This is a genomic window from Bacillus manliponensis, assembly GCF_000712595.1.
In the GTDB taxonomy this organism is placed as follows: Bacteria; Bacillota; Bacilli; order Bacillales; family Bacillaceae_G; genus Bacillus_A; species Bacillus_A manliponensis.
This window is the reverse complement of record NZ_JOTN01000014.1, coordinates 1-24593: the sequence shown is the minus strand read 5'-3', so window position 1 is coordinate 24593 and position 24593 is coordinate 1. Positions and strand designations below refer to the sequence as shown.

26 protein-coding genes and 1 other annotated feature are annotated in these 24593 nt (G+C 37.3%); of the genes, 15 read left to right on the top strand and 11 right to left on the bottom strand.

From position 1 onward, the window contains the following. Positions 1-2223, bottom strand: coding sequence for an MMPL family transporter (locus BAMA_RS15620; RefSeq protein WP_034640859.1), 2223 nt, complete (start codon positions 2221-2223; stop codon positions 1-3). A 158-nt stretch (positions 2224-2381) separates the two neighbouring features. Between BAMA_RS15620 and BAMA_RS15615 the strand changes: the two genes are divergently transcribed. The 5 genes from BAMA_RS15615 to BAMA_RS15595 all read left to right on the top strand — a co-directional run bounded on the left by BAMA_RS15615 (position 2382) and on the right by BAMA_RS15595 (position 5872). Further along, a complete protein-coding gene (locus BAMA_RS15615) occupies positions 2382-2996 on the top strand; it encodes a TetR/AcrR family transcriptional regulator (RefSeq protein WP_034640857.1) in 615 nt (204 codons plus the stop codon). Positions 2997-3199: 203 nt separating this feature from the next. Next, positions 3200-4510, top strand: a complete 1311-nt coding sequence (gene murC, locus BAMA_RS15610) for a UDP-N-acetylmuramate--L-alanine ligase (RefSeq protein ID WP_034640855.1) — start codon at positions 3200-3202, stop codon at positions 4508-4510. 146 nt (positions 4511-4656) lie between these two features. Beyond that, positions 4657-5199, top strand: a complete 543-nt coding sequence (locus tag BAMA_RS15605) for a GNAT family N-acetyltransferase (protein ID WP_034640853.1) — start codon at positions 4657-4659, stop codon at positions 5197-5199. A 63-nt stretch (positions 5200-5262) separates the two neighbouring features. After that, the gene (locus BAMA_RS15600) at positions 5263-5661 is read left to right on the top strand and encodes a PH domain-containing protein (protein ID WP_034640852.1); all 399 of its coding nucleotides are present in this window, start codon (positions 5263-5265) and stop codon (positions 5659-5661) included. 16 nt (positions 5662-5677) lie between these two features. Next, entirely contained in the window at positions 5678-5872 is a 195-nt protein-coding gene (locus BAMA_RS15595) for a hypothetical protein (RefSeq protein ID WP_034640850.1), read from the top strand. 33 nt (positions 5873-5905) lie between these two features. On the opposite strand, the gene BAMA_RS15590 is transcribed toward BAMA_RS15595, so the two are convergent. Beyond that, positions 5906-7021, bottom strand: a complete 1116-nt coding sequence (locus tag BAMA_RS15590) for an aminopeptidase (RefSeq protein WP_034640848.1) — start codon at positions 7019-7021, stop codon at positions 5906-5908. 178 nt (positions 7022-7199) lie between these two features. On the opposite strand from BAMA_RS15590, the gene BAMA_RS15585 reads away from it, so the two are divergent. The 4 genes from BAMA_RS15585 (at position 7200) to ccpA (ending at position 10718) form a co-directional block, all read left to right on the top strand. Continuing rightward, positions 7200-7682: a DUF948 domain-containing protein gene (locus tag BAMA_RS15585; RefSeq protein ID WP_034640847.1), complete on the top strand. Its 483-nt coding sequence runs from the start codon at positions 7200-7202 to the stop codon at positions 7680-7682. Then, complete coding sequence (gene ytxJ / locus BAMA_RS15580; RefSeq protein WP_157406023.1) at positions 7675-8004, top strand: bacillithiol system redox-active protein YtxJ; 330 nt, start codon at positions 7675-7677, stop codon at positions 8002-8004. The genes BAMA_RS15585 and ytxJ overlap by 8 nt, the downstream gene beginning before the upstream one ends. Positions 8005-8376: 372 nt before the next feature. After that, positions 8377-9447, top strand: coding sequence for a bifunctional 3-deoxy-7-phosphoheptulonate synthase/chorismate mutase (locus BAMA_RS15575; protein ID WP_034640843.1), 1071 nt, complete (start codon positions 8377-8379; stop codon positions 9445-9447). 272 nt (positions 9448-9719) lie between these two features. Beyond that, positions 9720-10718 (top strand): catabolite control protein A, encoded by a 999-nt coding sequence (gene ccpA, locus BAMA_RS15570; protein ID WP_034640840.1) that lies wholly within the window; start codon positions 9720-9722, stop codon positions 10716-10718. Positions 10719-10756: 38 nt separating this feature from the next. On the opposite strand, the gene mscL is transcribed toward ccpA, so the two are convergent. Further along, on the bottom strand, positions 10757-11155 hold the full coding sequence (gene mscL / locus BAMA_RS15565) for a large conductance mechanosensitive channel protein MscL (protein WP_034641094.1): 399 nt from the start codon (positions 11153-11155) through the stop codon (positions 10757-10759). A gap of 381 nt (positions 11156-11536) precedes the next feature. Here mscL and BAMA_RS15560 point away from each other — a divergent pair, with 381 nt between their 5' ends. After that, entirely contained in the window at positions 11537-13030 is a 1494-nt protein-coding gene (locus BAMA_RS15560; RefSeq protein WP_034640838.1) for a peptide MFS transporter, read from the top strand. Between the two features lie 43 nt (positions 13031-13073). Here the strand turns inward: BAMA_RS15560 and BAMA_RS15555 are convergent, their stop codons facing one another. From BAMA_RS15555 to BAMA_RS15535, 5 genes are all read right to left on the bottom strand, one after another. Then, positions 13074-13958, bottom strand: coding sequence for an alpha/beta fold hydrolase (locus BAMA_RS15555; RefSeq protein WP_034640836.1), 885 nt, complete (start codon positions 13956-13958; stop codon positions 13074-13076). After that, entirely contained in the window at positions 13951-14811 is an 861-nt protein-coding gene (locus tag BAMA_RS15550) for an alpha/beta fold hydrolase (protein WP_034640834.1), read from the bottom strand. The genes BAMA_RS15555 and BAMA_RS15550 overlap by 8 nt, the downstream gene beginning before the upstream one ends. 166 nt (positions 14812-14977) lie before the next feature. Next, entirely contained in the window at positions 14978-16144 is a 1167-nt protein-coding gene (locus tag BAMA_RS15545; protein ID WP_157406021.1) for an acetoin utilization protein AcuC, read from the bottom strand. Further along, complete coding sequence (locus tag BAMA_RS15540) at positions 16141-16785, bottom strand: acetoin utilization AcuB family protein (protein ID WP_034640829.1); 645 nt, start codon at positions 16783-16785, stop codon at positions 16141-16143. The genes BAMA_RS15545 and BAMA_RS15540 overlap by 4 nt, the downstream gene beginning before the upstream one ends. 14 nt (positions 16786-16799) lie before the next feature. Then, entirely contained in the window at positions 16800-17432 is a 633-nt protein-coding gene (locus tag BAMA_RS15535) for a GNAT family N-acetyltransferase (protein WP_034640827.1), read from the bottom strand. Between the two features lie 219 nt (positions 17433-17651). Between BAMA_RS15535 and acsA the strand changes: the two genes are divergently transcribed. From acsA to BAMA_RS15510, 5 genes are all read left to right on the top strand, one after another. Beyond that, complete coding sequence (gene acsA / locus BAMA_RS15530; RefSeq protein ID WP_034640825.1) at positions 17652-19370, top strand: acetate--CoA ligase; 1719 nt, start codon at positions 17652-17654, stop codon at positions 19368-19370. A gap of 255 nt (positions 19371-19625) precedes the next feature. After that, positions 19626-20183, top strand: coding sequence for a maltose acetyltransferase domain-containing protein (locus BAMA_RS15525; RefSeq protein ID WP_034640823.1), 558 nt, complete (start codon positions 19626-19628; stop codon positions 20181-20183). Between the two features lie 148 nt (positions 20184-20331). Beyond that, positions 20332-20558: a binding site (T-box leader), on the top strand. Between the two features lie 68 nt (positions 20559-20626). Next, entirely contained in the window at positions 20627-21883 is a 1257-nt protein-coding gene (tyrS, locus tag BAMA_RS15520) for a tyrosine--tRNA ligase (RefSeq protein WP_034640821.1), read from the top strand. Between the two features lie 124 nt (positions 21884-22007). Further along, the gene (locus BAMA_RS15515; protein ID WP_034640818.1) at positions 22008-22394 is read left to right on the top strand and encodes a DUF4430 domain-containing protein; all 387 of its coding nucleotides are present in this window, start codon (positions 22008-22010) and stop codon (positions 22392-22394) included. Beyond that, positions 22381-22935, top strand: a complete 555-nt coding sequence (locus BAMA_RS15510) for an ECF transporter S component (RefSeq protein WP_034640816.1) — start codon at positions 22381-22383, stop codon at positions 22933-22935. Before BAMA_RS15515 ends, BAMA_RS15510 begins: the two co-directional genes overlap by 14 nt. Before the next feature lie 195 nt (positions 22936-23130). Here BAMA_RS15510 and BAMA_RS15505 read toward each other — a convergent pair whose 3' ends face one another. The 3 genes from BAMA_RS15505 to BAMA_RS15495 form a co-directional block, all read right to left on the bottom strand. Then, positions 23131-23445 (bottom strand): DMT family transporter, encoded by a 315-nt coding sequence (locus BAMA_RS15505; protein WP_034640814.1) that lies wholly within the window; start codon positions 23443-23445, stop codon positions 23131-23133. Positions 23446-23447: 2 nt separating this feature from the next. Then, positions 23448-23795, bottom strand: a complete 348-nt coding sequence (locus BAMA_RS15500) for a DMT family transporter (protein WP_034640812.1) — start codon at positions 23793-23795, stop codon at positions 23448-23450. A gap of 86 nt (positions 23796-23881) precedes the next feature. Further along, positions 23882-24454: a TetR/AcrR family transcriptional regulator gene (locus tag BAMA_RS15495; RefSeq protein WP_034640810.1), complete on the bottom strand. Its 573-nt coding sequence runs from the start codon at positions 24452-24454 to the stop codon at positions 23882-23884. Positions 24455-24593: the final 139 nt, after the last annotated feature.

Below are 24593 nucleotides of genomic sequence, written 5' to 3'. Positions count from 1 at the left end.
TTAATTATTATTTTGCTTTTCTTCAACTAAATTTGCTTTTCCTGGCCAAAATGCGAAACGTCCAAGTAGTGTTGTAATTGCTGGAACTAAAAATGGACGGACGATAAAGGTGTCCATTAAAATACCAAGTGCAGTGATAAGGCCAAATTCAACAAGTACTTGAATTGGAAGTGATGCTAGGACAGCAAACGTTGCAGCGAGTATAAGACCTGCTGATGTAATGACGCCGCTTGTTTCTTGTACCCCTTCACGAATTGCTTGTTTTAGAGGCATGACTTTTCGTTTCTTCCAAATGCTAGATACCATAAAGATATTGTAGTCTTCACCAAGGGCAACTAAAAATACAAACGCATAAAGCGGAATGGATCCTTGAATCGCATCTGCACCGAACCCGTAATGCAAAATGAGCCAACCGAGTCCAAGTGCTGCGGCAAATGATAAAACGACTGTACCGATTAAATATAGCATCGCTACAATTGAACGTAAGTACACAATAAGTAATAGTGCAATTGCACCGATAATCACTGGGATAATTAGCTTAGCATCGTTATCGCCTGTCACCATCGTGTCGTACTGAGTAGCTGTTTGACCACCAATCCATACTTTGGAGCTCGCGCTTTCTACACCAGCCTCTTTTAGTGTCTCTTCTACTTTTTCACGAATGACTGGAATTTCTTCCATTGCTTCTGTTGAATATGGATTAATTGAAAGTGTAACATCATATTTCACAATATCTGTATTTACTGTACCGTTTTGTGGGGACGATATATTCGCAGCCATTTCGTAATCTTCTAATGTTTTTTGTAATGCAACATCTTTCCCATCTGTATCGATTACAACAGATACAGGTGCAAGTTCACCCGGAGAGTAGGCGTCAGAAATAATTTGAAACCCTTCTCTAGAAGGCATATCTTCTGGGAAAGAAGATAATAAATCGTACGTATATTTAATTTGTGTGGAAACGAAAGCAAGTGAACCAAATAGAACAAGGCAGATAATCGTAACTGTCCAAGGTTTTTTCGTTACAACGTTTCCAATCCATTTCCCAACTTTCCCTGTTTCTTTTTGCAGAGGAACTGCTTTTCCTTTATGCTTAGCACGCTCTTCTTCCATTTCTCGTGTACGCGGTATGAATGGGTAAAAAGATGCACGACCGAATACGGATAATAAAGCTGGGATAAGTGTTAAGCTCGCGATGCCCATTATAAAAATTGATAAACTAAATGGGATAGCAAAACGATGGTACGCGCCATATTTTGCTAATAGTAATGCTAATAAGGAAATGACAACTGTAAGACCACTCATTGCAATTGCACCAGAAGAGTTGGTCATCGCGTTTATAAGTGCTCTGCGTCTATCTTTCGTACGTTTTAATTCATCACGGAAGTATGAGATGAGAAATAAGCAGTAGTCTGTTCCTGCCCCGAATAATAAGACGGTCATAATTGCAATTGCTTGTGAATCAACCTCAATCCATCCTTTACTCGCCATAAACCCTAATAGTGGACTAATAACACCGTATGCAAATCCCACTCCAATTAAAGGAATAATTGCTAAAATTGGTGAACGATAAATAAGAAGAAGTAACGTTAATACAAGAACAACAGTAGCAATTAATAAAGTAACGTCCGCATCTTTAAATAAATCTGTCGCATCGACCTGAATGCCAACGGGACCAGTCACACGGGCAGTTAATGTATCTTCTTCTAAGCTTTCTTTAAAAGGATCGCTTGCACTCTTCGCCTTCGTAATCTTTTTTATTTCTTCTAAATTCTTTTTTAATACATCTGTTTCTGCATTCTCGTGAAAGAAAATTGGTTGTACGAGTGTGGTGCCATCTTCAGAAACCATGTCCATTAAAGCGGGTAATGGTAATTGATGTAATGGTGGTGCTGAAGCTTGTTCGGGAAGAGGAGATGCTTCGAGCTCACGTGATAATTCCTGAACAACTTTTAAATCTTCTTCCGTTAGCCTATCATTTCGGTGCCACGTAATTAAAGCAGGAACACCGGATGTGTTTGGGAATTCTTCTTTTATTACTTCTTCAGCTTTTACAGAATCCGCAGTTTTACTCAAGTTTTGGTTGTTATCTATGACTTCATCGTTAACAGATGGCCATAAAGCAGTAAGAACTACAGTTAATAAAACCCAACAACTAATAACAACCCAGCGGCTTCTTTTCCCACTCATTATACGGCTAAATTTTGTTAACCAAGACTCCATAATGTTCCTCCATTTCAAAATGAATTATTATCCCTTACAATAGTGTATAAATCTATTTTTAATTTTGAATGTAAGGTCATAATTAATTATATATACTGGAAGGTTAATTTTCAAAAGATATATTTTTAACATTTTTATGAATTAAAGGAGTTCTATGAATGAGTGTAGATAAAATGAGTAAAAAACCAGGAAGACCAAAGAAGGAACAAGTAGGTGATACGAAAGAAAATATTTTACAAACAGCTTCTTTCTTATTTATGGAGCATGGATATGAAAAGATTTCAATGGAGCAAGTTGCAGAAGCTTGTAACGTTACAAAGGCAAGTGTGTATTACTATTTTAAAAATAAAGCGACGTTATTTGCGATGGCAATAGCAAGTATGATGCAGAGAATTCAGCAACGTACAGATATGATTTTGCAAGATGGGGAAAACTTAAAAGAAAAGTTATATACGATTACAGTACATCGTTTACGTGTGCCTCATATTGATTTTGAAACGTTAATGAGAGAGGCGACGCCGTCTTTAACAGAAGAGCATGTAAAGCAAATTCGGGAGGCTGAAGCTTCTATTCATCATAGTTTAGAAGCTGTTTTTCAGCAAGCGATGGAAGAAGGAGAAATTAAAACGAAAAATCCGTTGTTACTTTCTCACATGTTTGCGAATGTGACGATGATTTCAAATAAAGAACAATTAATGAAAGAGTTAGGTGGGCCCGAAAAAGCAGCAGAAGAGCTTGTAGATTTATTTTGGAATGGTATTGCGAAAGAGTAGGAAAGGAATTGACCGTTGTAGTTTTTCTGTTATCATAGTATAGCGGATTATTTTCTGCTATAATGGGTTTGGTATAAACTCAGTACGAAAGAATGAACACAATTACAAACAAATGTAAGATGATTACCAAAATAAGAAAAGAATCATATACTGTCTTATAGATAGGCCGTTGTAATAGTTCGAAATGTTGGAGGTTCTTTAAGATGACAGTTTACCATTTTGTGGGAATTAAAGGGACAGGGATGAGTGCGTTAGCGAATATCCTTCATGATATGAAACATAATGTGCAAGGTTCTGATTATGAAAAACATTTCTTTACACAAGTACCGTTAGAGAGAAAAGGAATTAAAATCTTACCTTTTGATAAAGCGAATATTCAAGAAGGTCAAGTTGTGATTGCTGGGAATGCTTTCCCTGATACACATGAAGAAATTGAAGCGGCAAAAGAATTAAATATTCCTGTGTATCGTTATCATCATTTCTTAGGGGAATTCATGAGCCAGTACACAAGTGTAGCAGTTACAGGAGCACATGGGAAAACATCAACGACAGGTTTATTAGCACATGTCATGCAAGGAGCAAATCCAACTTCTTGTTTAATTGGTGATGGAACAGGAATCGGTGTAGAGGATAGTAAGTATTTTGTGTTTGAAGCATGTGAATACCGCCGTCACTTCTTATCTTATCATCCAGACTATGCAATTATGACAAACATTGATTTTGATCATCCTGATTATTTTGCAGACATTAACGATGTATTTAATGCGTTCCAAGAAATGGCGCTGCAAGTGAAAAAGGGAATTATCGCATGTGGTGATGATGAAGAACTACAAAAAATTCAAGCGAAAGTACCGGTTATTTTCTATGGATTTGGTGCGGACAATGACTTCCAAGCACGCAACATTCAAAAGAGAACGGATGGTACTGTATTTGATGTATTTGTTCGTAACACATATTACGAAACATTCCATATTACAGGTTATGGCGATCATAGTGTAATGAATGCATTAGCAGTTATTGCGCTTTGCCATTATGAAAACATCGATGTAGAAGCAGTGAAACATCAATTTACAACGTTCCAAGGTGTAAAACGTCGCTTTAACGAAAAAATGTTAGGTGAGCAAGTTATCATCGATGATTACGCACATCATCCAACAGAAATTAATGCGACAGTTGAAGCAGCTCGTCAAAAGTACCCAGAACGTGAAATTGTAGCTGTATTCCAGCCGCATACATTTACGCGTACTCAAAAGTTTTTAGATGAGTTTGCAGAAAGCTTAAGTAAAGCCGATCAAGTATACTTATGCGATATTTTCGGTTCTGCTCGCGAAAATAAAGGTGAACTAACAATTCAAGACTTACAACAGCGTATTGACGGTGCAGAGTTAATCACTGTTATGACGACTGAAGTGTTGAGAAAACATAAAAACAGCGTACTGATTTTCATGGGTGCTGGTGATATTCAAAAGTTCGAAGCTGCTTATGTAAAAGAAGTAGAAGTAGCGGAGAAGTAATAAAAAAGACGTGCGGTTGTGCACGTCTTTTTTCTATGCGAAAGTTTGTTGTTTATATTTTTATTATACTAAATTTTAAGAATATTAACTTACAATACATTTCCAAATATGCTAGAATAATGAAAACTAATAAAGGGGATTTAGTTATGTTCACGTTACGAGTAAACGAAGAAATCGAATTACAATTACTAGAAAAGCGTCATAAAGAGGAATTATATAAATTAGTAGATCAAAATCGTGAGCATTTACGAAAGTGGTTGCCTTGGGTGGATAATACGAAATCTGCGGAAGCTTATAATGAAATTTTTCCGATGTGGCTTCACCGTTTTGCAGATGGTAACGGTTTTGAAGCTGGTATTCGTTATAAAGGAAAACTAGTTGGAATGCTTGGTGTACATGAAATTAACTGGAATAAAAGAGCGACAAGTCTTGGGTATTATCTTGCAGAAGAAGCGGGCGGAAAAGGGATTATGACAAAAAGTGTAACAGCTGTGCTTCGCTATCTTTTTGAAGATTTAAAGCTGAATAAAGTTGAAATTCATTGTGGCGTTGATAATGATAGAAGTCGTGGTATTCCAATACGACTTGGTTTTAAATTAGATGGTGTGATGCGTGATGGAGAGTGGTTATATGATCATTTTCATGATATGGCAGTATACAGCATGTTAGCTTCAGATTGGAATGCATGATAGTGTAAGAAAGGTCCGAATCACCTGTAACTATGTGGTATAATTTGGTTAAGAGGTGATATTATGGAATTTGTCATTCGCCGAAGTAAAAGTGCAATGCTGTTTGTTTTATGTACTATTATCCCAGTGCTTGCTACATATGTATGGGGTTTTAGCCAAAAAGGTGATTGGGCTTTACTACTAGGTGGCTTAGGTATGTGGAGTATTGTTAATTTTCCTATTTTAGAAGTATTTTTAAAGAAGCATAAAATTAAGAACGGTAAATTAAAATATGGTATATGGAACCGTGACGTTTCCATAGCTGATGTACGAGTTGTTCGTGAAGTTGGAAAATGGATGCCAAACCTTGAGCTTACAACGAATAATTATGATGTGCACTCAATTGCAATGCCAAAAGACAAAGAAGCATTTTTAGCATTACTTCAAGAAGCGAACCCTCACCTAAAGTTAGAATTAAATTAGTAACGGGAGGGCTTCTATGAAAAATATAAAAGTGTTATTTTGTTTCGAAATGATCACAGTAATTGGTGTATGCACAAAAGGGTATATGACTTGGGGATGGCCGTTATATGGCTCAATCGGGTTAGGTGCGTTTGCGGTAGCGCTACTTTATTATTTTCATTTTAAATATGAAAAAACAAAAGAGAAATCTTATAGAAATAAAGACATATAAAAAGTGAGCACAGGAAACGGTGCTCACTTTTTATTATTTTAAATTCTCAGGGTTTAACGCTTCTAATTCTGGGATGACAAAGCGACCGTCTTTACGGATTAATACGTCGTCGAAGTAAATTTCACCGCCGCCATATTCAGGGCGCTGAATGCATACTAAATCCCAGTGAATGTTTGAGTTATTTCCGTTGTTCGCTTCTTCATATGCTTGTCCAGGTGTAAAGTGGAAGCTGCCGTCAATTTTCTCATCAAATAAAATGTCACCCATTGGATGTAAAATGTATGGGTTTACGCCAATTGCGAACTCACCAACGAAACGTGCACCTTCATCTGTATCAAATACTTTGTTAATGCGCTCTGTATCGTTTGCAGTTGCTTCAACAATTTTTCCATCTTTAAATGTAAGTTGTACATTTTCATACATATAACCATTGTATGGCGATGGTGTGTTGTAAGAAACTGTACCGTTAACAGAATCGCGAACAGGTGCTGTGTATACTTCACCATCTGGAATGTTTGCATGACCAGCACATTTAATTGCTGGAATGTCTTTGATTGAGAATGTTAAGTCTGTTCCAGGTCCTGTAATGCGAACTTTATCAGTGTTGTTCATTAGTTCCACAAGGCCATCCATTGCGTCGTTCATTTTGCCATAGTCTAAGTTACATACGTCAAAGTAGAAGTCTTCAAATGCTTCTGTGCTCATTTTTGCAAGCTGCGCCATTGAAGCATTTGGATAGCGAAGAACAACCCATTTTGTATGTGGGACACGAATGTCACGGTGTACTTTTTTACCAACTGTATTGCCATACACTTTCATACGCTCGCTCGGTACGTCAGATTGCTCATTTACGTTATCACCAGAACGAAGACCGATGTAAGCATCCATATTTTTCATGACGCTTGCTTCATACGCTGCGATTTGTTCAAAGTGTTCTTCTGTTGCACCCATCATTAAGGAACGGTCAACGATGTGATCTTTTAATAATACAAATGGATAACCACCAGCTGCATATGCTTCCTTCACAAGGGCAGTTACAAGTTCGCGCTGAAGGCCAAAGTTTTCAATTAATACTTTCTCACCTTTTTGTAAGGAGATAGAGTAGTTGATTAAGTTATGTGCTAACGTTTGAATACGTGGATCTTTCATATGTAAAACCTCCCTATTTATTATTTCTTCTTATATTGTAACCTACTTATTCGCATTTGGAGAAGAGTTTGTGTTATATTTGACGAAAAAATATGAAAATTAATGTATGATGGGTACGATTAGAATGAAACGGAAAATCATTGTATAATGAGGAAAAGAAAAGTAAAGGAGTGAGGACATGGAAGTACTTTTATATGTCAGCGCAGCTATCGTTGCAGTTGCATTCGCTATACTTGTTATGTATGTATGTAAAACATTAGTTTCAGTACAAAAAACACTTGAAAATGTAGCTGTTACATTGGAAAGCGTTGAAAAACAAATGCAAGGTATTACGAAAGAAACAGAAGAGTTATTACATAAAACAAATGCATTAGCAGAAGATATTCATAAGAAATCACAATCATTAAATAGAGTTGTTGAAGGCGTTGATGGAATTGGGACGACAATTCAATCCTTAAATACGAGATTACGTAACGTTTCGGATTCTGTTGCGGACCAAGTGGAAGATAACGCTGATAAAGTAGCACAAGTTGTGCAGTGGAGCAATGCAATTATTGATGTGTATAATCGTTTTCGCTCAAAAAAGAAAGCGAATGTAGACAATTTTGAACAAGAGGAAGTAAGAGCGAGAAGACATAGAATGCGTATGCGAGGTGAATAAAGTGAAGAAACTCACGACAATAGCTGAATTAGAAGAATTGCTAGTAAAAAACGATCCTTATATTTTATTTAAGCATAGTACGACATGTCCAATTAGTAGCGGGGCTTTTATGCAGTTTGAAGAATACTGCGGAGAATCACAGCAGATTCCGGCATACTATTTACATGTACAAGAAGCAAGAGATGTATCGAATCGTATTGCTGCACATTTTGGCGTGAGACATGAATCACCACAAGTGTTATACATAAAGGACGGAGAAACAGTATGGCACACGTCGCATTGGAAGATCAAAAAAGAAGTTTTACAGGAAAATATTAAGTAAAAGCAGGCGAATGTGCCTGCTTTTTTGTTTCAGAATTTACGAGGAAGAGAGTCCAAAAAAATCTCGCTGCCTGTGTTTTGAAACAAGGGTGATGGCAGAAAAGGACTCTCACCGTTACAATGCAAAGCCAGCATCACTATTCCACCCCGAAAAAGAAAGATTTTCAATCTTTCAGGTTTTATGTGAATTTATATATTGACGCTCCCTATCCTTTTCGATTACATTTAAAAAAATAACGATTCCATATTGCATATAGTGGAAAGTATATGAAGTGACATTTATATGCAGATTGGATATAATAAGTTATTCGTACTAGCGTTGGTTACATACTTTTGTTGGCAAACAATGAATGGACCAGAGGAGGCTTTACTTATGGCATCACAAGAATTAGAGAGATTACGTTCTGCAATTGATGAGAAGAACATGCAAATTTTACAATTATTAAATGAGCGCGGCCGTCTTGTACAAGAAGTTGGCAAATTAAAAGAAGTGCAAGGTGTAAAGCGTTTCGATCCAGTACGTGAGCGAAAAATGCTAGATTTAATTGCTGAAAATAACGATGGACCGTTTGAAACGTCCACGCTTCAACATATTTTTAAACAAATTTTCCAAACAGGGTTAGAGTTACAAGAAGACGATCATAGTAAGGCGCTTCTTGTGTCTCGTAAGAAAAAACTGGAAGATACAATTGTTGATATTAAAGGCGAAAAAATTGGTGATGGAAATACGCATTTCATTATGGGACCATGTGCTGTTGAAAGTTATGAGCAAGTGCGCGAAGTTGCAGCTGCGATGAAAGATCAAGGCTTAAAATTAATGCGCGGCGGAGCTTTCAAACCACGTACATCACCGTATGATTTCCAAGGTCTTGGTTTAGAAGGACTACAAATTTTACGCAAAGTAGCAGATGAATATGATTTAGCTGTTGTGAGTGAAATTTTAAATCCAAATGATATTGAAATGGCGTTAGATTACGTAGATGTTATCCAAATTGGTGCGCGTAATATGCAAAACTTCGAGCTATTAAAAGCAGCGGGTGCTGTGGACAAGCCAGTATTATTAAAGCGTGGTTTAGCAGCAACAATCGAAGAGTTTATTCATGCGGCAGAGTACATTATGGCGCAAGGAAACGGCAATATTATTTTATGTGAGCGCGGCATTCGTACATATGAAAAAGCAACGCGTAATACGTTAGATATTTCTGCTGTCCCAATTTTGAAGAAAGAAACACATTTACCAGTTGTTGTAGATGTGACGCACTCTACAGGTCGTCGTGATCTATTGTTACCAACTGCAAAAGCAGCAATCGCAATTGGTGCAGATGCAGTTATGGCAGAAGTACATCCGGACCCAGCTGTAGCACTTTCTGATTCAGCACAACAAATGGACATTCCAGAATTCCATCGTTTTATGGATGAATTAAAAGCATTTTCAAAGAGATAATCTTGAGTGAAAGTCTATGTAGCATCATCTACATAGACTTTTTTTACAAAAAAGCGGTTTTTCTATGAAAAAAGCGGAAATATAAGAGAAACAGCGATTTTTTTTGAAAGTTTTACGGGAACATGTTGTCGGAATCGTCATTTGTATCGTATCATTAGTAAAAGGGCTCAAGACGATTGGTGGCATCTTCAAGTGGAGTGGATGTCTTTTTTTCATTCAAGCAGACCGATACATAATATAGATTATTTTTTTAAAAAGGAGTGTGTGAAAACATGAACGTAACTATATATGATGTAGCACGTGAAGCAAACGTGTCTATGGCGACTGTATCACGTGTTGTAAACGGTAATCCGAACGTGAAACCAACAACACGTAAAAAAGTATTAGAAGCAATTGAACGTTTAGGTTACCGTCCAAACGCAGTAGCGCGTGGACTAGCGAGTAAGAAAACAACAACAGTAGGGGTAATCATTCCTGATATTTCAAACACATTTTATGCAGAGCTTGCACGTGGTATTGAAGATATCGCAACGATGTATAAGTACAATATCATTTTAAGTAACTCTGACCAAAATAAAGAAAAAGAACTTCACTTATTAAATACGATGCTTGGCAAACAAGTAGATGGTATCGTATTTATGGGGGAAGACATTACAGATCTTCATGTAGAAGAATTTAAAAAGTCTCCTGTACCAATCGTACTTGCGGCATCATTTGATGAGCAAAATGAAACACCGTCTGTTAATATCGACTATACGCAAGCTGCTTACGATGCGATGAAGCATTTCTTAGATGAAGGCCATACGCATGTTGGATTTGTATCAGGTCCATTCGTTGATAAAGCTGGAAGTGCAAAGAAATTACAAGGTTACAAACGTGCATTAGAAGAAGCAGGCGTTGCATATGATGAAGCGCTTGTAATTGATGGTGATTACACGTATGATTCTGGTATGGAAGCTTTTAGTAAGTTATGGGAAGCTGACAATAAACCAACAGCGATTTTTGTATCTTCTGATGAAATGGCATTAGGTGTTATCCATGCTGCTCAAGATGCAGGATTAAACGTACCGGAAGATGTACAGGTGTTAGGATTTGATAACACACGTCTTGCATTAATGGTACGCCCGCAGTTATCAACAGTTGTACAGCCAATGTACGACATTGGAGCAGTTGCTATGCGTCTATTAACGAAATATATGAACAAAGAAACGGTAGAGGACAATACAGTTATCTTGCCACACCGTATTCAGTTTAGAGATTCTACGAAATAATAAGAAAAACTCACAGCCCCGTGCTGTGAGTTTTTTTATTACATATTATCTTTAGAAGCATTTTGCTGTTTTAATAAATCACGGATCTCTCCAAGAAGAGCTTCTTCTTTTGTTGGTGCTGGTGCTTCTTCTTTTACCTCTTCTGCCTTTTTGAATGTTAATTTGTTGAATAGTTTAATGAATAAGAAGATCGAGAATGCGATAATTAAGAAGTCCACAATTGTTTGAATAAATGCACCGTACTTGATAGAAGCATCTTTATATTTGTAAGCTAGACCTGAGAAATCTACGCCACCAAGTAATAATCCAATGATAGGGGTAATAATGTCGTTTACTAAAGATGTTACGATTTTTCCGAACGCGCCGCCGATTACAACCCCGACTGCTAAATCTATAACATTTCCTTTTAACGCAAACTTTTTAAATTCGTTTAACATAGACATAGTATAATTGCACTCCTTTCAAATTGTTTGTATCGTCTAGTGTTCCACTCGACACATTTTATATGAAATAACAATAGAAAGGAAGGGAAAACGAGAAATAGGGAAGATTCGGAAATCAGTAAGCGTTTTCCATAAATGGGCTTTGGAAGGGATAATACATTGTTATGTTTAAATGAATATAAAGGTATTTCTCTATATCCCGACTTTGTTCTGGTTTGCAAAATTAATATGGAGAAAAACCAATAACCTTTTCATTTTTTGAATATTTATGTGAAATGTAATATTTTCTGAAAATAATTATATTTTATAATTATATAACTTATAATATAATGAAATAGTTACAATCATTTAAATTTTTTCAAAGGGGAATAGGTTATGTCTGTGAATGAGAAAAACAAAGTTATTCAAAGCATCCCGCAAACAGGATTCTTTGGACATCCTAAAGGGTTATTCACGTTGTTTTTCACCGAGTTCTGGGAGCGTTTTTCGTACTATGGAATGAAAGCGTTACTCATTTACTACATGTATTATGAGGTTTCTAAAGGTGGATTAGGACTCGATAAAACGACAGCGGCATCTATTATGGCGATTTATGGATCGCTTGTGTATATGTCAGGTATCATCGGGGGATGGGTAGCTGACCGATTGTTAGGAACAACGAAAGCGGTATTTTACGGCGGCGTTTTAATTATGATTGGTCATATTATTTTAGCGTTACCTGCCGGTGCAACTGCTTTATTTGTATCGATGGCATTCATCATTTTAGGAACAGGATTTTTAAAGCCAAATGTATCTAGTGTCGTAGGAGATATATATAGTGCAGAAGACCATCGCCGTGATGCAGGGTTTAGCATTTTCTATATGGGAATTAACTTAGGAGCATTTACTGCACCGTTTATCGTTGGTACAGTTGGACAAACATATAACTTCCATCTTGGTTTTGGATTAGCTGCAATTGGTATGCTGTTAGGGCTTATTGTATTTGTGATGACGAAGAAGAAAAATCTTGGATTAGCTGGGACAACAGTTCCAAATCCATTAACAGAAGATGAGAAGGGTCGTGTATTTAAACAAATTGGTATCGGCATCTTCTTTATCGTGTTATTAAGTGCATTAGCATTTAAAATGGGCTTTGCAACAATTGATAACTTCACTTTGTTAATTAGTTTGCTAGGGGTTGTTATTCCAACTGCCTACTTTATTGTGATGTACCGTAGTCCAAAAACAACAGAGGTAGAGCGCTCACGTCTTATTGCATATATCCCGTTATTTATAGCGGCGACGATGTTTTGGACAATTCAAGAACAAGGTTCTATCATTCTAGCTATTTATGCGGATCAGCGTACTCAACTTAGCTTTGCTGGTCTAGACTTACAGCCAGCTTGGTTCCAGTCGTTAAATCCATTGTTTATTATTTTCTTTGCACCAGTATTTGCTTGGTTATGGCTGAAGCTTGGCAATCGCCAACCATCTACACCAAAGAAATTTGCGATTGGACTACTGTTTGCTGGTTTATCATTTATCGTCATGATTATTCCAGCATACATGAATGGAACAGAGTCGTTAGTTAATCCAATGTGGCTTGTACTTAGCTTCTTCTTAGTTGTAATGGGAGAGTTATGTTTATCACCAGTTGGACTGTCTGTAACGACAAAATTAGCACCAGCCGCTTTCTCAGCACAAACGATGAGCTTATGGTTCTTATCTAGTGCATCAGCGCAAGCGATTAATGCGCAGCTTGTACGTCTATATAGTCCAGAAACGGAAGTACTGTACTTCGGTGCAATTGGACTTGCTTCTATAATCTTAAGTGTTGCATTATTTATGATGTCACCAAAGATTCAAGGGTTTATGAGAGGAATGCGTTAATTCTATAGCATAACAAAGCCGCTTCTATTGAAGCGGCTTTTCTTTATGTAAGCTCTAAAAAGCGCTGAACTTCATTGGCGTACGCTTCTGTTTCTTCAATGTCTGGAAAGTGTGCACTATTTTCAAAGACTTTTATACTAACATGTTGCATTTGATTTGCTAGCTGTTCACTCATAAAGATTCCAGTATTTCGGTCGTGTTTCCCAACAAGAAATAGTGTTGGTACAGTAATAGAAGAAATTCGTTCTTTTAGTGGAGTGGAGGAGCGAGAACGAAATACAACCTTTGCCATGAGACCTGTATTTTGTAAGCCGCTTCTTTTCCAAAGTGTACGGTTTCTCTGTGCACAATCTGCATTTTGAAATAAGAAACGATCAACTGTTTCTGTATCGACTACATTCCATATCATGTCGTATTTTTCTTTTAAAGATAAAGGAAGTTCTTGAATATGTTGAACTTTCACCCTTATTTTTCCGGTCGTAATACTTTCAAATGCCGCTAGCTGTTTCTGATACATATCTTCATAATTTCCAGTGGAAGGAGCTTGTAAAAGCAGTGATGTAACATGGTTTGGATAAGCTAATGTGTATTCTAAACAAAGCTGTCCGCCAAAGGAATAGCCTAATAGGTGAAATGTGGGAATGTGTAGTGCTTTTCTTATTTTTTCTAAGTCATTAATTAATAAAGGAATAGAGTAAGCATTATCATCAGTTGGTGCACTAGAGCGTCCGCACCCACGTTGTTCGTAGTAAATAACCGTTGCGAATGATTCTAATTTTGGTCCAACAGTTCTTTCGGAAACATAGTGATTGCCACCAGGTCCCCCGTGGACAACTATAATTGGAATGGTATTATGCTCGGCACCACCGATTTTATACCAATGCCCAATTCCATTAACAGTTATATAGTTTTCGCCATTTCTATGCATTGTTCACTTGCTCCTTTGAGAGTAATTCATAAAATTCCTGAATGACACTTAAAAACTTCTCCTCTTCTTCTAAAAAAGGATAATGATTGCTATGTTCAAAGCGAACAAAGACAGAATTCGGTATGTACTTATGCATCTCTATTGAATATTCTACTGGGCATTGTACATCATGCTCACCACAAATAATGAGTGTTTTTGTGATGATACGAGTAAGTTCAGCATGTAAATCAAACGCAGGGTATTCTTTAGAGAAATAGTTCATACGGCTTGTTGCCATCGTTTTATAAATTGGTTTTGCAAAATATGTGTCGTAGTTGTCTTGTTTGTATAATGATAATTTTGTTCGTTCAATTGATAGATGCATGCGCTCCTCTTTTGAAAGAGATGGTAGTTTTAACTGTTCGATGAGATCTTGCATGTACTGAAATTGTGGATGATTTTCGTTGTAAATACAGTTTTTTGTTTTTGTATAGTTACTAGCAGCTGCGCCCACTACAATTAAAGATTGTAGTGACTTTGGATAATGAATGGCATATAAGAGTCCAAGCATACCGCCAGTTGAATGGCCAGCGTAGTGCCAAGTGGAGAGTTTCAGTGCCTCTCGCACAGCTTCTAAATCATTTACAGTTTCTCTCATACTTAATTCATCTTCTTGATGAGCTTGTGTAGAGTTGCCTGCATCTTTTAAGTTTACTAAAAATACTTGGTGTGTTTTCGTAAAGGAATCTGCAAAGTAATCACCTGTTTCATTAAACTGTGAATAGTGGTGGGTAATACAAAGTGGTTCGCCAGTTCCTTTTGTAAATAGTTCAAAGTATCCACGTTTTGTATGTATGATTTGTTGTTTCCACATTTTTAGCATCCTTTCATAAAAATAGAATAGGATTAAAATCCTATTCTATATAAAACGATTTTAAAAGGGGTTTACTTGAAGTTTGGCAAATGATAGAAAAAGGCCCTGACCGTTACTGCACTCGGCCAGATGCTCTCTTCCACCTAAAAAAGAAAGGTTTTTCTTTTTAATACAAAGTCTTTTTCATATTATTCCGAATAATTTCAAGGCACTTCGCTACCGTTAATGCATTTTTTTCTTCAATTTCTTGTTTGCGTGGAATTGGTTTGTACATGTTGTGGTCATCCTCCCAAGTAAGAGGGAGTTCAGTAGGTGCTTGTCCTTTCCAAGCTTCAATCCATTCTGGCGGGAGATATCCTGAGATGTTTTGGATGTTGTTCATTTCGAGCCAAATGCTTGCCCACGCTCTTGGAACGACGCGCCATATGTCATAGCCACCGCCGCCAACAGCAATCCAGCGACCACCGCAAAATTCATCAGCAATTTCCCGAGCCAGCTTTGGAATTTCACGATAAATTCGCATTGTTGAACAAAGATGTGTGAGAGGATCATAATAATGAGCATCCGCTCCATTTTGCGTCAGTATAATGTCTGGTTTAAAGTAAGTGGCAACTTCTTTTACAACGGTACGATAAGCGTATAAAAACGAATCGTCTTCTGTAAACGCGTCGAGTGGTACGTTAAAACTGTATCCGTAACCAACGCCTTGACCGCGTTCATTTACAGCACCTGTTCCAGGAAATAGATAACGACCTGTCTCATGAAGGGAAATGGTGCATACATTTGGGTCATCATAAAAAGACCACTGTACACCATCGCCATGATGAGCATCTGTATCGATATATAATACGCGAAGTCCATATTTTTCTCTCATATATTGAATCGCGATTGAACTGTCATTATAAATGCAAAATCCTGATGCTTTATTACGAAATCCATGGTGTAAGCCACCACCTAAATTGAGGGCGCTTGTTGCATTGCCAGCTAGTACGGCATCAACAGCTGTTAATGTTCCGCCAACGAGTAAAGCACTTGCTTCGTGCATGTTTGGAAACATCGGTGTATCATCTGTTCCAATGCCGTATGCCGTTCCAATTGTTTTTTCTAACTTGCCTTCTCCAGCACGTTTTACCGCATTTATGTATTCCTCTGTATGAATTAAAGCAATTTCCTCATCTGTTGCCATGCGTGGTGGTACGACTTGCTCGGGGGCAATGAAACCACCTTTTTGTAGTAAGTCATACGCTAACGTTACGCGAAGTTGATTAAAAGGATGGTCGGGGCTAAAAGAATAGCCCCGGTAATCATCTGAGTAAATAAAGACGTTGTTCATGTTTCCATCCCCATCATATTTGGCCATAATACGTGATAGCCATTTTGTTCTAATTGTTCAATTGCTTTTAAAGGATTCATCGTTTGAATGCGGAATACGAGTACTTTATGCGATTCGTCTTTTGCTGGGTAGACAAGAACGCTAACGATATTTATACGAAGCTCACTAAAAATGGCAACGACTTTTCCTAGAATACCAGGTTCATTTTTTACTTGTACTTCAATTTGTGAGCTCGGTTGATGTGCACCAGTTAATTTTACTAGCGTATGAAGTACTGCTGATTCAGAGATAATACCAACGAGTTTCCCGCCTTGTGTAACAGGAAGACAGCCAATTTTATGTTCGAAAAATAACGTCGCAATTTCTTCAACGAAATCAAGTGGATGGCATGTCATAACAGGGTGTTTCATAATACGTTCGATTGGTAAGGATAACGTATCCATTGAAACACTCGCATCGAGAATAGATGGGCTTGCATCTCGCACATCGCGGTCAGAAATAATGCCAACGACTTCATATTCTTCATTGACAATTGGGATGTGGCGGATGCTTTTTTCGTTCAATGTTCGTAGTGCTGTTTCAATTGTATCAGTTGGCCGAAGTGTGATGACGGTTCGGTTCATAATTTCTTCAATAATCATAAAGAGCCTCCTTTCTAGTACATAAATCGATTTTGAAAACGTAGGCGGTCAAATTTTTGAATTGAATCAGAAGACGCTCGTTTTCCGATACGTACCATTAAACAGTTCGCTGGGTGTGAACAAATTTCTGGATCGTCAGTCGCCATCCATTCGAGTCCGCCGGCATTCATCATCTTTTCCATAATCTTTCGGTACTCCCAAACATTTAAGCCTGTTTGTTTTAAGTCCCAATGCCAATAATATTCGGTTGTTAAAATAATATAATCTTCCATGTTGTCGTCCATCATTGAAACTTCTAATAAATTCTTACCGACAGCACAGCCGCGAAATGCAGGTGCAACTTCAATAGCCCCGAGTTCAATTAAGTCTTTCATTTTTCCTTCTGACCATCTTTCGAGAGGATCTGGGTATAAGTAAGTCACATATCCAACAATGAGTTGCTCCTGACGAGCAACGATAATGCGTGCTTCTGGTAACTTAGAAATTTCGACAATTGCTTTATATTGTTGTTCGGCTGGTCTGAAGGCAACTAAATCCGGATGAAATTCATACATTTCTAGATTATGAGTTGAGACAGGTCCTTCAACAATTAACGTTCCTTTTCCTGTTTTTAAGCTTCTAGCGTTATATACTTTGTTATGAATCAATGGTTACTCACCACCTTTATCAATTTGTGAATCTGTTATCTACTGAGCTGGAAATGATGAGGTGAAAGTGCAAACTCTATTCTATCGTACAGTATGAATTGTGCAATGTTCATCGAATTTTGTCAGTAAAAATTTGTCTGAAAAACGTAAAATATACTGAAAATTTTAAATTGTATCTTTATAATAGATAATAGAATACATAGAAGGGGGATGTAAAGTATGAAAGTGGAAACGCTTCCTATCATTAAAGGAGAAAATAATTTATTAAGTTATGAGGAAACATACGCAAATTTTAATTGGGAAGATGTGAACAAAAATTTTTCTTGGCATGAAACTGGTAGAGTAAACATGGCATATGAAGCAATTGATAAGCATGCGAAGTCGCATCGTAAAAATAAAGTTGCTTTATATTACCAAGATGGAAATCGAAAAGAGAAATATACATTTAAAGAAATGAAAGATTTCTCAAATAAAGCAGCAAATGTTTTGAAAAGCTACGGTGATGTTGAAAAAGGCGACCGTGTGTTTATCTTCATGCCGCGTTCACCTGAATTATATTTTACATTACTCGGTGCAGTAAAACTTGGGGCAATTGTTGGTCCATTATTTGAAGCGTTCATGGAAGGTGCAGTGCGTGACCGCTTAGAAGATAGCGAAGCGAAAGTATTAATTACGACGCCTGAACTATTAGAGCGCGTACCATTTAATGATTTACCATCATTAAAAACAGTGTTCTTAGTAGGCGATAATGTAGAAGAAGGCGGAAAAATCGTTTCTTTTAAACCATTATTTGAAAAAGCTTCGAAAGACTTAAAAATTGAATGGTTAGGAAGAGAAGATGGTTTAATTCTTCATTATACATCTGGGTCTACTGGAAAGCCAAAAGGTGTACTTCATGTGCAAAATGCGATGGTACAACAATATCAAACGGCGAAGTGGGTTCTTGATTTAAAAGAAGACGATGTATATTGGTGTACAGCTGATCCAGGGTGGGTAACAGGAACTGCTTATGGTATTTTTGCACCTTGGTTAGTTGGTGCTTCAAATGTTGTGTTAGGTGGCCGTTTTAGCCCAGAGGCATGGTATGAAACGCTAGAAGATTACGGTGTAACAGTTTGGTATAGTGCACCAACAGCATTCCGTATGTTAATGGGAGCTGGTGAAGAAGCACTTAAAAAATATGACTTATCGGCACTTCGCCACATTTTAAGTGTTGGTGAGCCGCTAAACCCAGAAGTTATTCGCTGGGCGATGAAAGTGTTCCAACTTCGCATTCATGATACGTGGTGGATGACAGAAACAGGTGCACAAGTTATTTGTAATTACCCTTGTATGGAAATTCGTCCAGGTTCAATGGGGAAACCAATTCCAGGCGTAAAGGCTGCGATTGTTGATAACGAAGGAAATGAAGTACCGCCATATACAATGGGGAACTTAGCGATTGGAAAAGGCTGGCCATCTATGATGCGTGCAGTATGGAACAATCCACAAAAGTATGAGTCTTACTTTATGCAAGGTGACTGGTATGTATCTGGTGATTCAGCTTATATGGATGAAGACGGATATTTCTGGTTCCAAGGCCGCATTGATGATGTCATTATGACTTCTGGTGAGCGCGTTGGGCCATTTGAAGTAGAAAGTAAATTAATTGAACATGCAGCAGTTGCAGAAGCTGGTGTTATTGGTATTCCAGACCCAGTGCGCGGTGAAATTATTAAAGCGTTTATTGCGCTGCGCGAAGGATACGAAGCATCTGATGAATTAAAAGAAGACATTCGTCAATTTGTAAAGAAGGGCCTTGCAGCTCATGCAGCGCCAAGACAAATTGAATTCCGAGATAAATTACCGAAAACGAGAAGCGGTAAAATTATGAGACGTGTGTTAAAAGCGTGGGAGTTAAACTTGCCAACTGGCGATTTATCAACAATGGAAGATTAAATAAGAAAGGTCTGAACGAAATGTTCAGGCCTTTCTTATTTGTTATGATATAGAAGTAAAAATAAAAAACAGAGAATCAAAAACCTTGCTTTTTGGTGGTAGAGAGGAACTGGTGATGTGTAGTAACGGACAGTGCTTTTGACTGCCACGTGCGTTGTTTAAAACACATATAGAAAGTGAGTGTATGTTTCTTTGTGATTTCGAGGCAGTTCTTTAGCTGCTCAAAAACAAGATGTATATAGGGGAGTATTATGTATGAAAACAGAAAAAGAAAAAATGGTGCAAGGTGAGTTGTATATCGCGTCTGATGCAAGGTTAGTAGAAGAAAGAAGACAAGCACGTCTATTAACAAGAAAGTTTAATGAAACGTGTGAAGCGAAGCAAGAAGAGCGAACTGTAATTTTGAAGAAGCTATTTGGTAGTACTGGTGAAAACATTTATATGGAATCTTCATTTCGATGTGACTACGGTTACAATATCCATGTTGGCGAGAATTTTTATGCGAACTTCGATTGTGTCATTTTAGATGTATGTCCAGTACATATCGGTAACAATTGTATGTTAGCTCCGGGTGTTCACATTTATACAGCAGCACATCCACTTAATGCGGTAGAGCGAGTAAGTGGTGCGGAATTTGGAAAATCAGTAAAGATTGGGGATAACGTGTGGATTGGGGGAAGAGCGGTAATTAACCCTGGTGTTACGATTGGTAATAATGTCGTTGTTGCATCTGGTGCAGTTGTGACGAAAGATGTACCGGATAATGTTGTTGTTGGAGGGAATCCGGCAAAAGTTATGAAAAAGATAAAATAAAAAAATATTGAACCTGTTACCTTTGTTGTTTGTATAAGTTTATGAGAAGAAAAAATGGAGTCGCATTATTTTCAGCTGTTACAATATGGATTGCAACCTCCATTTGACACACCTATACAAATAATGATATAAAGAAAAGTATATAAATAATTGAGCGTGGAAAGGGAGAAGTAGTGATCATTTCCCTGTTTTAGAGAGCTGATGGTCGGTGAAAATCAGCACATAGATGATCGCGAATTACAACTCTGGAGCATCTTTCTTCGATTGAACGATATTCAAAAGGGGAAAGACGGTGATGAGCCGTTATGTGAATGAAGTGGTAGGCTTATTTTGCCTGCAACTAGGGTGGTATCGCGATCAAAAATCGTCCCTTATTTTAGGGGACGATTTTTTTATGTTCTCAAATTCTACGCACAAACGATTTTTTTAAAGGAGTGAATGAAATGAATCTATTACAAGATCTTGAGTTTCGTGGTCTAATTAATCAGCAAACAGATGCTGAAGGTTTACAAGAGTTATTAGAAAAAGAAAGTGTGAAATTATACTGTGGTTTTGACCCAACTGCAGATAGCTTACACATTGGTCATATGTTACCTTTATTAATGTTACGTCGCTTCCAATTAGCTGGTCATCAACCAATCGCTCTTGTTGGCGGTGGTACTGGAATGATCGGTGACCCAAGTGGTAAAAAAGCAGAGCGTTCATTAAATACAAAAGAAACAGTTGCTTACTACACAGAGAGCTTGAAAAATCAGCTTGCTAAGTTTTTAGACTTTGAAGGTGTAGAAAATAAAGCAACATTAGCAAATAACTATGACTGGCTTGGTAATTTAGATGTTATTACATTCTTACGTGACGTTGGTAAAAACTTCGGCTTAAACTATATGTTAGCGAAAGATACAGTAGCATCTCGTTTAGATACAGGTATTTCCTTCACAGAGTTTAGTTACATGATTTTACAATCATACGATTTCTTAAACTTATACAATCAGCACGGTTGCCGCCTGCAAATTGGTGGTAGCGATCAGTGGGGGAACATTACAGCTGGCCTTGAGTTAATTCGTAAGTCAGAAGAAGATGCGAAAGCATTTGGTTTAACAATCCCGCTTGTTACAAAATCTGATGGTACGAAATTTGGTAAAACAGAAGGTGGCGCAGTTTGGTTAGATCCAGAAAAAACAACGCCATATGAGTTCTACCAGTTCTGGATTAATACAGATGACCGCGACGTTGTTAAATACTTAAAATACTTCACATTCTTATCTCATGAAGAAATCATTGAGTTAGAAAAGCAAGTAGAAGAAGATCCAGGAAAACGTGCAGCACAAAAAGCATTAGCAGCTGAAATGACAAAACTTGTTCACGGCGAAGAAGCATTAGAACAAGCGATCAAAATTTCTGCGGCACTATTTAGCGGTTCTGTTGCAGAATTAACTGCAAATGAAATTGAACAAGGTTTTAAAGATGTACCATCTGTAGAGCGTAATGCAGAAGATACAGCATTAATCGACTTACTTGTTGAAAGTAAAATTTCACCGTCAAAACGTCAAGCACGTGAAGATGTGACGAACGGTGCAGTTTACATTAACGGTGAGCGTACACAAGAGTTAGATTATGTTGTAACAGAAAAGGACCGCATCGAAGGAAAGTTTACAATTATTCGCCGCGGTAAGAAGAAGTATTTCTTAATTCGTTACTAAGAAGAAAAGACGTGTTCTGAGGAATGCGTCTTTTTTTTAGTTATGTGCTATAATAACTTTTGGCTTCATTATTATTTCAATATTCATGAAGTTATTCTGCACTTATATGAAGGAGGATTTAGAAATGAAAAGAGTAAAATTAATGATGACATCTTTACTTATTGCAATGATGATGATCATCACAGGCTGCCAAGATACAGCGAAAGAAACGAAGAAAGATACGAAATCACAGGTTACAATTGAAGTAACAATGGATAATGGAAAAGAAGAAGTTGCGAAAAAAGCAGTAGATGTAAAAGCTGATGCGAACGTATACGATATCATGAAAGAAAACTTCAAAATTGAAGATGATAACGGTATGATTACTTCAATCGAAGGTAAAAAACAAGATGCAGATGCAAGTAAGTACTGGATGTTCGAAGTGAATGACGAGCCTGCAATGAAGGGTGCAAAAGACATCAAAGTGAAAGCTGGCGACGTGATTACATGGGACTTACATGAAGTTAAGTGATGAATTTCGGAATATCCCGCTCACACATGTAAAAAGTATCGTATTAGTGGCAATGCTTACTGGGTTAACAGTTGCGGGGCGTATTACATTTTCATTTATTCCAAATGTACAACCGATGACAGTAATCATTATTATTATTGCACTTGTAATGGGTGTGAAATACGGTGTGCTAATTGGTGCATTGTCGATGATTTTATCAAACCTTGTCCTCGGAATGGGACTATGGACTATTCCGCAAGTGATTGGCTATGCGGTAATTGCACTTTTAACAGGTATTGTTATTCGTCCATTATTTGAACGAATTCCACACCTTGCAATGAGTGTATACGCGGCTTTTACTGGTTTGTTATATGGTTTCATTATGGCACTATGGCAAGCACCATTTTATGGTTTGAAATATTTTTGGGTATATTGGTTAGCAGGATTACCATTCGATATGTACCATGCAATTGGCAACTTCATTTTCTACGTTGCATTAGCACCGGTGTTCATCCCGCTATTACATAAATTACTGAGAAAATATTATAGTGTGAGTATATAAGAAAAGTGGTGTCTAACATAAGACACCACTTTTCTTTTTTATCCCGCTATTTGCGGGCTGTAAGAATCCCACCTCAAAACTTAAGAGAAAACGAAGAAGTTTAGGTGGGAGATTAACAGCCTGTAAAGCCCGATTCGTTCAACTAACACTCGGCGGGGGATGAAGAAAACCCCCACTGAGTGAAGTTTCACTTTATTAAGATAATGCTTTTAATCCAGTGACGCCAATAACAATCGCCATTACGCTCACAATACGTGCCATGTTTTTAGATTCCCCAAAGAAAAACATATTTAACAAGACAGCACCAGCGGTTCCAATACCAATCCAAACTGCATATGCAATACTTACTTGTAAATATTGAAAGGAAGTATAGAGAAGTGTGAAGGAAACTGCAAATCCACCTAAGTAAATTGCACCGTTTCGTAACGTTTTCTTCTCACTGTACATTTTAAGACCAATAACACCAACGATTTCACTAATTGCTGCAAAAAAGACAAAGATCCAACCCATGTTTACGCAACTCCTTTTGCTAGTTTTTCTTCTTTGTTATCAGCTAGTTTTAACCCAATAACACCAAGAATAATGATGACGACAAAGAAGAACTTTCCTACAGAAAAGCTTCCATCAAATAGGAAGACGTCCATTACCGCTGTTCCAACAGTTCCTGCCCCAGCAAAGATTGCATATACGGTACCTGTTGCCAAAGCTTCACATGCTTTAGACAAGAAGTAGAAATCAAGAAGGATAATACTGATAATGATTACCCAGTGCCACCATGTGTGGGCAGTGTTGAAACCGAACACCCAAAACAATTCAAAAAGACATGTTAAGATTACATATGTCCATGCTTTATTTTTCATTATAAAACCTCCAATGACTGACTTTCATTCATTTTCACACAAAACGAACCCCTTTGTTAAAAGTGAATTCGTTTTACATGTACTTTTTAAATACGTAATGCATGTTTTAAAAAGCTTAATACTTCTGCTTTATGCAGATTCGCTTGATCATCTTTTTTATGATCATATAAATAAATTTGTTCTGCTGCTGATTCAATAAAGGCGATGCAAAGCTTGGAAGTTGTTTCTACATGAATAGAGCTGCGCACGGTGCCTGCATGTTTTGCTTTGCTTAAAAGCTCGTTCATCCAAGAATAAATTGGTTGATATACTGTTTCCCATTCTTTTATATGTTCACTTGATGTTAGACCAGCATATACCATCGCTTGGATGTCACGATGGTCCCTTGTAAAGTCAAAAATAGCATCAATCATTTGTGAAAGTTGGTCTGTAAGAGGAGCTTCATTTTGTACGCATTCTGTAACAGAACGTACCATTCTTTCGACCATTACTTCTGCTATCGCGGGCATAACTGATAATTTAGAAGGGAAGTATAAATAAAACGTTCCTTGCGCAATACCAGCAGCCTTTACAATATCGGAAATCTTTGCTTTTTCAATTCCTTTTTCAATAAATACATCAATCGCAGCGTTAATAATTCTTTCTTTTTTATCCATTATCTACATCCTTTCGTTTTAATGACTGAATATCATTCATTTTAGCGAAAGGATTTAAAATGTCAAGTGTAGGAAAAAATCCTTTGTATTCCCTCAAAAGGTTTGTAACGAAAAAAAGCCAATCAAAAGATTGGCTTTTCTC

What these genes read in the sequence shown, in the direction of transcription:
- BAMA_RS15540 (WP_034640829.1), bottom strand. Translation starts at nt 16,785, where the DNA reads ATGATTATTGAAGAAATTATGAACCGAACCGTCATCACACTTCGGCCA.
- BAMA_RS15545 (WP_157406021.1), bottom strand. Translation starts at nt 16,144, where the DNA reads ATGAACAACGTCTTTATTTACTCAGATGATTACCGGGGCTATTCTTTT.
- BAMA_RS15575 (WP_034640843.1), top strand. Translation starts at nt 8,377, where the DNA reads ATGGCATCACAAGAATTAGAGAGATTACGTTCTGCAATTGATGAGAAG.
- ccpA (WP_034640840.1), top strand. Translation starts at nt 9,720, where the DNA reads ATGAACGTAACTATATATGATGTAGCACGTGAAGCAAACGTGTCTATG.
- BAMA_RS15500 (WP_034640812.1), bottom strand. Translation starts at nt 23,795, where the DNA reads ATGAAAAATAAAGCATGGACATATGTAATCTTAACATGTCTTTTTGAA.
- acsA (WP_034640825.1), top strand. Translation starts at nt 17,652, where the DNA reads ATGAAAGTGGAAACGCTTCCTATCATTAAAGGAGAAAATAATTTATTA.
- BAMA_RS15615 (WP_034640857.1), top strand. Translation starts at nt 2,382, where the DNA reads ATGAGTGTAGATAAAATGAGTAAAAAACCAGGAAGACCAAAGAAGGAA.
- BAMA_RS15550 (WP_034640834.1), bottom strand. Translation starts at nt 14,811, where the DNA reads ATGTGGAAACAACAAATCATACATACAAAACGTGGATACTTTGAACTA.
- BAMA_RS15555 (WP_034640836.1), bottom strand. Translation starts at nt 13,958, where the DNA reads ATGCATAGAAATGGCGAAAACTATATAACTGTTAATGGAATTGGGCAT.
- BAMA_RS15620 (WP_034640859.1), bottom strand. Translation starts at nt 2,223, where the DNA reads ATGGAGTCTTGGTTAACAAAATTTAGCCGTATAATGAGTGGGAAAAGA.
- BAMA_RS15585 (WP_034640847.1), top strand. Translation starts at nt 7,200, where the DNA reads ATGGAAGTACTTTTATATGTCAGCGCAGCTATCGTTGCAGTTGCATTC.
- BAMA_RS15605 (WP_034640853.1), top strand. Translation starts at nt 4,657, where the DNA reads ATGTTCACGTTACGAGTAAACGAAGAAATCGAATTACAATTACTAGAA.
- murC (WP_034640855.1), top strand. Translation starts at nt 3,200, where the DNA reads ATGACAGTTTACCATTTTGTGGGAATTAAAGGGACAGGGATGAGTGCG.
- BAMA_RS15600 (WP_034640852.1), top strand. Translation starts at nt 5,263, where the DNA reads ATGGAATTTGTCATTCGCCGAAGTAAAAGTGCAATGCTGTTTGTTTTA.
- mscL (WP_034641094.1), bottom strand. Translation starts at nt 11,155, where the DNA reads ATGTTAAACGAATTTAAAAAGTTTGCGTTAAAAGGAAATGTTATAGAT.
- BAMA_RS15505 (WP_034640814.1), bottom strand. Translation starts at nt 23,445, where the DNA reads ATGGGTTGGATCTTTGTCTTTTTTGCAGCAATTAGTGAAATCGTTGGT.
- BAMA_RS15510 (WP_034640816.1), top strand. Translation starts at nt 22,381, where the DNA reads ATGAAGTTAAGTGATGAATTTCGGAATATCCCGCTCACACATGTAAAA.
- BAMA_RS15590 (WP_034640848.1), bottom strand. Translation starts at nt 7,021, where the DNA reads ATGAAAGATCCACGTATTCAAACGTTAGCACATAACTTAATCAACTAC.
- BAMA_RS15515 (WP_034640818.1), top strand. Translation starts at nt 22,008, where the DNA reads ATGAAAAGAGTAAAATTAATGATGACATCTTTACTTATTGCAATGATG.
- tyrS (WP_034640821.1), top strand. Translation starts at nt 20,627, where the DNA reads ATGAATCTATTACAAGATCTTGAGTTTCGTGGTCTAATTAATCAGCAA.
- BAMA_RS15525 (WP_034640823.1), top strand. Translation starts at nt 19,626, where the DNA reads ATGAAAACAGAAAAAGAAAAAATGGTGCAAGGTGAGTTGTATATCGCG.
- BAMA_RS15595 (WP_034640850.1), top strand. Translation starts at nt 5,678, where the DNA reads ATGAAAAATATAAAAGTGTTATTTTGTTTCGAAATGATCACAGTAATT.
- BAMA_RS15560 (WP_034640838.1), top strand. Translation starts at nt 11,537, where the DNA reads ATGTCTGTGAATGAGAAAAACAAAGTTATTCAAAGCATCCCGCAAACA.